Source organism: Corynebacterium sp. HMSC067D03 (assembly GCF_001811185.1).
Taxonomy (GTDB): domain Bacteria; phylum Actinomycetota; class Actinomycetes; order Mycobacteriales; family Mycobacteriaceae; genus Corynebacterium; species Corynebacterium coyleae.
The window spans coordinates 108,425-114,592 of record NZ_KV803839.1; the positions used below are offsets into that span (position 1 = coordinate 108,425).

The 6,168-nt window shown below is 59.0% G+C and carries 6 protein-coding genes; 2 read left to right on the forward strand and 4 right to left on the reverse strand.

Annotated features, from left to right (window positions below; translation table 11 throughout):
- Positions 1-3: 3 nt before the first annotated feature.
- On the reverse strand, positions 4-273 hold the full coding sequence (locus tag HMPREF2785_RS09180; protein WP_070423148.1) for an ACT domain-containing protein: 270 nt from the start codon (positions 271-273) through the stop codon (positions 4-6).
- A gap of 41 nt (positions 274-314) precedes the next feature.
- Between HMPREF2785_RS09180 and HMPREF2785_RS09185 the strand changes: the two genes are divergently transcribed.
- The gene (locus HMPREF2785_RS09185; RefSeq protein WP_070615040.1) at positions 315-971 is read left to right on the forward strand and encodes an NAD(P)H-binding protein; all 657 of its coding nucleotides are present in this window, start codon (positions 315-317) and stop codon (positions 969-971) included.
- Here the strand turns inward: HMPREF2785_RS09185 and HMPREF2785_RS09190 are convergent.
- From HMPREF2785_RS09190 to acnA, 3 genes are all read right to left on the reverse strand, one after another.
- Positions 968-1,708: a glutamine amidotransferase-related protein gene (locus HMPREF2785_RS09190; RefSeq protein ID WP_070615042.1), complete on the reverse strand. Its 741-nt coding sequence runs from the start codon at positions 1,706-1,708 to the stop codon at positions 968-970. The genes HMPREF2785_RS09185 and HMPREF2785_RS09190 overlap by 4 nt on opposite strands.
- A 24-nt stretch (positions 1,709-1,732) precedes the next feature.
- Complete coding sequence (locus HMPREF2785_RS09195) at positions 1,733-2,299, reverse strand: TetR/AcrR family transcriptional regulator (RefSeq protein WP_070570340.1); 567 nt, start codon at positions 2,297-2,299, stop codon at positions 1,733-1,735.
- A 143-nt stretch (positions 2,300-2,442) separates the two neighbouring features.
- Positions 2,443-5,220 (reverse strand): aconitate hydratase AcnA, encoded by a 2,778-nt coding sequence (gene acnA / locus HMPREF2785_RS09200; protein ID WP_208856595.1) that lies wholly within the window; start codon positions 5,218-5,220, stop codon positions 2,443-2,445.
- 193 nt (positions 5,221-5,413) lie between these two features.
- Between acnA and HMPREF2785_RS09205 the strand changes: the two genes are divergently transcribed.
- Positions 5,414-5,887 (forward strand): Rv1476 family membrane protein, encoded by a 474-nt coding sequence (locus tag HMPREF2785_RS09205; protein ID WP_083279523.1) that lies wholly within the window; start codon positions 5,414-5,416, stop codon positions 5,885-5,887.
- Positions 5,888-6,168 lie beyond the last annotated feature (281 nt).

Genomic DNA, 6,168 nt, shown 5'->3' on the forward strand with positions numbered 1-6,168 from the left:
CCCTTAGATGTCGTTGATAGCGCTGAAGAGTGCTTCAGATTGGATCCGGACTACCATGCCGAGCGGCTTGCCGCAGGCGTCGAAGGCGTCCTGGAGGACACCCATGTCAACATTTCCTTCGGGGAGCTCGACGCGCATGATCATGGTGAAGAAGTCATCCATGATGGTTTGCGATACATCTACGATGTTAAGGCCCTGGTCGGCTGCGGTTTTCGATACCGCTGCAATCACGCCCGGGCGATCCTTACCTGTGGTTGTAATAATTGCATGCATGCGAAAAGTATAGGCAGGAAATGTGCGTTAAGGTCGCATTTATGAAAACTCAGCATGTACTTGTTCTCGGTGCGGGTGGAAACGTCTCGCGCTTCACTGTGCCCAAACTAGTGGGCAATGGCCATAACGTTAGTGCTCTTGTCCGGAATCCTGACCACGCCAAGCAGCTTGTCGACGATGGCGCCACCGTCATCGTTCGCGATCTCACCACTCTCGACCAGGAGGGATGGGCACGCCTCCTTACACCATTCGATGTGGTTGTCTGGTCCGCGGGCGCAGGCGGGGGATCTGCGGAGCGGAGCTGGGCGGTGGATCGCGACGCTGCGATGACGATGATCGACGCGCTCGAAGAGCTAGACGAGTTCGCTCCTTTTCTCGTCATGGTGTCCTATGCAGGTGCCACCGAGGCCTCCACTGAGGATGATGGCGGTTCGTGGTACGCCTACGTTGAGTCGAAGAAGGCCGTTGATCGGCGCCTGCTTGATTCGAGCCTGCCACACCAGATCGTCGGCCCAACGCTGCTGACCGATGACCCAGCAGAGGGCATCGCGCTTCTCGACGAACCACGTGGCACCGAATCCGAAACCCCTCGAGAGCTCGTAGCAGATGTGATCGTCGAATCGGTTGGCCGTGGCGAGCCGTTTGCACGTAACCCGCTGGACTTTGAGGGTGGCAGCGGGTCAGTCGCAGGACTTTAAATGTCGAGGGAAAAGTAGTCCTCGCGGCACAGCCGGGCGAAGTTGCGAAGAAGCAGGTTTGCCCGGCTGACGTCGTGATTGGGCAGATCTGCGACGATGCGGGCGTACTCCTCGGCAGGGAAGTAGCCGTAGTCGTGGAAGAAATCCATGCGTGTACGCATGGCGTCGGCGTCCATTTCGGCGTGAAACTGTGTGGCCCACACGTGGTCGTCGTAACGCACCATCTGCACTGGGCAGGAGGGACCTGTAGCGAGCACGGTCAACGAATTGGGCAACTCTACGGGGTTCTCTGTATGTCCCGTCAGCGCGGTAAACGTGCCGGAGCCACTGACTACGGGGTCAAGCTCCCCTTCGGCTGTCACGTCAACGATGGTAGGTCCAGAAGGCTCAGGCGAGGTGCACCCAACGGTGCCGCCGAGGTGGTCGACGAGCCAGGAGATGCCGAAGCAGACGAAAAAGACGGGCTTGCCAGATGCAACCACGGTGGATAGCACGTCGTCGATATGCAGGTGCCAGGCACCACGTTCTTCATTGGTGACGTTCAGCGAGCATCCGCCGACGATAATCCCGCTGACCGTGTCGAGCGGGCCTAATTCAGCGTCAGGCGAATTGATGATGCGAAGCTCCATATCCAATTCGCTGAGGCCAGTTGCGCGCAGCGTGTCGTGATACTCGGCGTGCGCGACATCTGGGCCGATCTCGCCGTTGCGAAGTGAAAGGAAAAGGAGCTTAGCCATGCCGGCTACTCTATACCGCTCGGTCTATTCCTGATTCATTGGGTGCCGAACGGCTTGCTCCACGATGTCAAGCATCGATTCGAGGCGTTCCACAGGCTCACCGGCAGCGAGTTTGGTGATAAACCCTTCGAGAACAGTCTCCAGGTAGGTCTGCACTACCTCCACGGGGACGTCGTCGCGCATATGCTTGTTCGATTCCAAGCGCGTGCGCACCGCCTGGTCGAGCACCTCTTGATGTTCCCGCCAGCGTGCTTCGAACTTCGGGTCAGTTCGCAGTCTCCGCAGGATTTCCGCACGGGTGGTGAACCAATCGTTTGCTTCAGTGTCGTGGAGCATCCCACGCATGACCTCAACCAAACCCTGCTCACTGACCACTTGTGCCTGGCGCTCCGCGTCCGCTTTCGCAATAGCAAGGAACAGTGATTCCTTGTCTCCGAAGTGATGGAAGATCGCGCCTCGGGTTTTACCGGTGGCTTCCTCGAGCCGTGCAACAGTGGCGCCCTCGTAGCCGTAATGGGCGAAGCATTTGCGTGCGGTATCGATAATCTCGCTACGGCGGCGTGCGAGCTCGGCCTCGCTCACGATAGGCATGTCAGTGCTCCTTGGCGTAGTTCTAGGTCAAAAGTGGTCGAAGACTAGCGGAGTGCGGAAACAAAGGATTAGGGGGTAAAAATGCGGAAGGGGCCCCGCGTAGTGCGGTGGCCCCTTCGCGGCGATGGCGTCAGGAGAGCTGACTAGCTCTTGACCATCTGGCGAAGCACGTACTGCAGAATGCCGCCGTGGCGGTAGTACTCAGCCTCACCTGGGGTGTCCACGCGGACAACAGCGTCGAACTCGACAGCGTCAGCGCCGTCCTTCTCAGCCTTGACGTGAACCGTTGCCGGGATGTCACCCTTGTTGAAGTCGGTGATACCGGACAGGGTGAAGGTCTCGGTGCCGTCGAGGCCGAGGGACTCGTGGGACTGGCCCTCCGGGAACTGCAGCGGCAGAACACCCATACCGATCAGGTTGGAACGGTGGATGCGCTCAAAGGACTCGGCGATAACTGCCTTCACACCAAGCAGGTTGGTGCCCTTAGCAGCCCAGTCACGGGAAGAACCGGTGCCGTATTCCTTACCAGCAAGGACGACGAGCGGAATGTTCTTCTCGGCGTAGTTCATCGCAGCATCGTAGATGTATGCCTGCGGTGCACCCTCCTGGGTGAAGTCGCGGGTGAATCCACCCTGCTCATCAACCAGCTGGTTGCGCAGACGGATGTTTGCGAAGGTACCGCGAACCATGACCTCGTGGTTGCCACGACGGGAGCCGAAGGAGTTGTAGTCCTGGCGCTCAACACCGTGGGAATCGAGGTAGTTCGCAGCCGGGGTGCCCGGCTTAATGGAGGAAGCAGGGGAGATGTGGTCCGTGGTGACCGAGTCGCCCAGCTTCGCCAGAACGCGAGCACCCTCGATGTCCTTGACATCCTCCGGCTCCTCCGGCATGCCGTCAAAGTACGGTGCCTTGCGGATGTAGGTGGAGTCTTCGTTCCACTCGAAGGTCTTGCCGGTCGGGATGTCGAGACCCTGCCACTGTGCGTCGCCCTTGAAGACGTCGGCGTAGTCAGCCTCGTACATCTCACGGGAGATGGTGCCAGCGATGGTCTCTTCGATCTCCTCGGTGGACGGCCAGACGTCCTTGAGGAAGACGTCGTTGCCGTCTGCGTCCTGGCCGAGCGGCTGGGTTTCGAAGTCGAAGTCCATCGTGCCGGCGATGGCGTAAGCGATGACCAGCAGCGGGGACGCGAGGTAGTTCATCTTCACGTCCGGGGAGATACGACCCTCGAAGTTGCGGTTGCCGGAAAGCACTGCGGTTGCGGTGAGGTCAAACTCGTTGACAGCCTCGGAGACCTCAGCCGGCAGCGGGCCAGAGTTGCCGATGCAGGATGCGCAGCCGAAGCCGGACAGGTAGAAGCCAACAGCCTCGAGGTCCTTCCAGAGGTCTGCGCGCTCGTAGTAGCCGTCGACAACCTGGGAGCCCGGAGCCATGATGGTCTTGACCCACGGCTTAGCCTTCAGGCCCTTCTCAGCAGCCTTGCGTGCGAGCAGGGCAGCGCCAACCATGACGGACGGGTTGGAGGTGTTGGTGCAGGAGGTGACTGCAGCAATTGCGACGAAGCCGTGGTCGAGGGTGTACTCGCCACCCTGTGGGGACTCGACGATGACCGGCTTGGAAGCGCGGCCCTCAGCACCCACAGCAGCGGACTCGCCGTTTGCCGGCCAAGACTCGTTGTAGGAGACGCTGTCGACCTTTGCTGCACGAACCGGCTCGGACGTGCCCTCGCCAGCGGTGTTGTAGTCCGGCAGCTGCTTGCGGAAGGTCTCCTTGGACTCCGCGAGCAGGATCCGGTCCTGCGGGCGCTTCGGGCCAGCGATAGACGGCTTGACGGTGGAGAGGTCGAGCTCGAGGTACTCGGAGTACTCAGCTTCCGCAGCGTCCTGCTCAAGCCACATGCCCTGTGCCTTGGCGTATGCCTCGACGCGGTCGATGTCCTCCTGGTTACGACCGGTCAGGTGCAGGTAGTTGATGGTCTCCTCGTCGATCGGGAAGATCGCGCAGGTCGAGCCGAACTCTGGGGACATGTTGCCGATGGTGGCGCGGTTTGCCAGCGGGATCTGCTTGACACCGTTGCCGTAGAACTCGACGAACTTCTGGACCACGCCGTGCTCACGCAGCATCTCGGTGATGGTCAGCACCACGTCGGTTGCGGTCACGCCGGTCGGAATCTCGCCGGTGAGCTTGAAGCCGACAACGCGCGGGATGAGCATGGAGACCGGCTGGCCAAGCATCGCTGCCTCAGCCTCGATACCGCCGACGCCCCAGCCAAGGATGCCCAGGCCGTTTTCCATGGTGGTGTGGGAGTCGGTACCAATGCAGGTGTCCGGGTATGCAACGCCGTCGTTGTCAAAGACAACGCGGGAGAGGTACTCGATGTTGACCTGGTGGACGATGCCGGTTCCCGGTGGGACAACGCGGAAGTTAGAGAAGTTCTCTGCACCCCAGCGCAGGAACTGGTAGCGCTCCTCGTTGCGCTGGTACTCAATCTCTACGTTCTTCTCGATGGCGTCGGTGGAACCAAAGGCCTCGATGATCACAGAGTGGTCAATAACCATCTCTGCCGGGTTCAGGGGGTTGACCTGATCCGGGTTGCCGCCGAGCGACGATACGGCCTCACGCATGGTGGCAAGGTCGACGACACACGGCACGCCCGTGAAGTCCTGCATCAGCACACGTGCTGGGGTGAACTGGATCTCAACGCTCGGCTCTGCCGACGGGTCCCAGTTTGCAATGGCCTTGATGTGGTCTTCGGTGACGTTCTTGCCGTCCTCGGTGCGCAGGAGGTTCTCGCCCAACACCTTAAGGGAGTAGGGGAGTTTCTCCATGCCTTCAACAGCATCGAGAGCGAAGTAGTCGTAAGACTTACCGCCAACCTCGAGCGTCTTCTTGGCACCGAAGGAATTCTTGCTTTCTGCCACGGTGAGCTCCATTCCTCGTCGTAATCAAAAACAGGGATGATGACCCTATGGTCAAGTCCCATACTAAGCGACCCGCCATAGATCCGTACTGATGATAACAGTACGTTCGTTATGTTTTCATATTTTGCTTATCGACTACAGCAAAATCACTCAGATTAGAATCGGCCCAGCAGTTTGGCATGAAGGAGTAATCGTGGAGCCGGAGACGACATTGGACGAGCTAATCGGCCAGCTTGAAACCTCTGCCGTGGCTTTTGGTACGGAGAATCCGGTAAACGATGACCTGCGAAATGGCATTGAAGGCGTGCTGAGCTCGCCGCATTCGGATTCGATTGACCCTGCCGCAGTAGTCGTTTTAGAGCGCACTCCAGAAAAGGTTGCCCAGCTCCGAGATCTTGCCCAGGACATTGCAAACGCTACGGAATATTCAACGGTGCTGATCCGCACACCCCACACCGCAGTGGGGGTAAGCGAAGAGTTGAGTCGTGCGCAGATAGAGACAGGGGAGCTCGCGATGATGTCGCATGCGGATTATGTCGAAGGACTGAAAGCGTTTACAGGGGAGGCGAGTTCCTTCTCTCCAATGTGGCCGGTAGTTGTTGGGGTGGTGCTGGTCGCGTTTGCCCTCCTCGCGATCGCTGCGCGGCGCCCAAAGCCGTCGCGCTAGACAAGTTGCAAGACTTGACGGAATTAATGCCAGGAGCATCTCGGGTTGCTGAAGGGTGCCTGCTCCGCGGCCCTTATTTCGCCATTTGCCCACGTCAAAACATATAAGTAACGGTTCGGTAACCTTGGATGTGAGCAAACTCACACATCAAATAAGCGTGTCAATACATGCAGGTGAGGCGCGTGTGAATCATGTGACAAGACTTGACTTGATCAACTTTATGTAACGAAAGGGATACAAGTCGGTTGGCTTGACGTATGGTGCTCCTATCGGCTCGCGGG

What these genes read in the sequence shown, in the direction of transcription:
- HMPREF2785_RS09180 (WP_070423148.1), bottom strand. Translation starts at nt 273, where the DNA reads ATGCATGCAATTATTACAACCACAGGTAAGGATCGCCCGGGCGTGATT.
- HMPREF2785_RS09185 (WP_070615040.1), top strand. Translation starts at nt 315, where the DNA reads ATGAAAACTCAGCATGTACTTGTTCTCGGTGCGGGTGGAAACGTCTCG.
- HMPREF2785_RS09190 (WP_070615042.1), bottom strand. Translation starts at nt 1,708, where the DNA reads ATGGCTAAGCTCCTTTTCCTTTCACTTCGCAACGGCGAGATCGGCCCA.
- HMPREF2785_RS09195 (WP_070570340.1), bottom strand. Translation starts at nt 2,299, where the DNA reads ATGCCTATCGTGAGCGAGGCCGAGCTCGCACGCCGCCGTAGCGAGATT.